We start from the raw sequence: 1048 nt of genomic DNA, 5'->3' as shown, positions 1-1048 counted from the left end.
ATCGTGTTCGATGGAAATTAAATCTTTCGCCAAATTGAGTTCTTGATTTCTCAAATCTAATTTTGCTTTGTTCAAATTATTAATTTGTTCGATAATTGCTGTTTCTTGCTGCATGTAATTGAGCTCCGAATTTGGATTGTACAATCTAGCCAAAGGTTGCCCTTTTACAACGATATCACCGTTTCCAACATAAATTTCTTGAACTGCGCCACCTTCTATAATATTAACCAACATCGAATTCATTGGTTCAACTCTTGCTTGAAAAACTAAGAAATCCTCAAAAAAACCTTGTTCTACAGTTTTTATAGAAATTTCGGCTTTTTTTACATTCAAACTTCTTTTTTTGGTTACCGATGTGAAGATAAAATATCCCAAAATCAAAAAGATTGGCAATGCAATAATTAAGTACTTTTTTTTGTTAGTTTTGTGGGTAATGACCGTGTCCATTGTTGCTATTTTGATTAGTCTATAAGCAATTTTGTGCCAAAAACTTAAAATTCACAACTAACTGATTATTAATAGTTTTATGAATTTTTAATTTTTACCAAATGTTCATAATCGAACACCTTTTGTACGAAAACGAACAGTGAACAAAACACCAAGGTTGACACAAATTAAAAAAGTTAACCACGAATTACACAAATTCTCACAAATTATAGATTTTGGTAAAATTTGTGTCTTTAAATTTAAGAAAAAGAATTCGTGTAATTCGAGTAAAAAAACAAATGAAAAAAACGCAAGCCAACATACTAGTAATTGACGATCAAGAAGACATTCTTTTTGCTGCAAAAATGCTTTTGAAAAAACATTTCGAGATCATTCATACGTTGAATAATCCTAAAAATGTAGTGAAATTGTTGGCTGAAAATCCGATTCACGTTGTTTTATTGGACATGAATTACCGAATTGGTTTTGAAGACGGACGCGAAGGATTGTATCTTTTGAAAGAAATAAAGACGCTTTCGCCAAAAACCATTGTGATTTTGATGACCGCTTTTGGAAAAGTAGAAACTGCTGTTGAAGGTTTAAAAAATGGTGCTTTTGATTA

At 30.8% G+C, this 1048-nt stretch carries 1 protein-coding gene and 1 pseudogene; one reads left to right on the top strand and one right to left on the bottom strand.

Annotated elements, in window-relative coordinates:
* Positions 1-447 (bottom strand): annotated as a pseudogene (locus tag DIU01_RS03455) (RND transporter); the annotation flags it as partial.
* Positions 448-725: 278 nt separating this feature from the next.
* Here DIU01_RS03455 and DIU01_RS03450 point away from each other — a divergent pair.
* Positions 726-1048, top strand: a 323-nt coding sequence (locus DIU01_RS03450; RefSeq protein WP_290831851.1) for a response regulator, incomplete at its 3' end; no start/stop codon positions are given.

It is taken from the genome of Flavobacterium sp. (genome assembly GCF_003525665.1).
Classification (GTDB): domain Bacteria; phylum Bacteroidota; class Bacteroidia; order Flavobacteriales; family Flavobacteriaceae; genus Flavobacterium.
The sequence above is the reverse complement of the archived record's forward strand: the minus strand, read 5'-3'. Positions and strand labels throughout refer to the sequence as shown.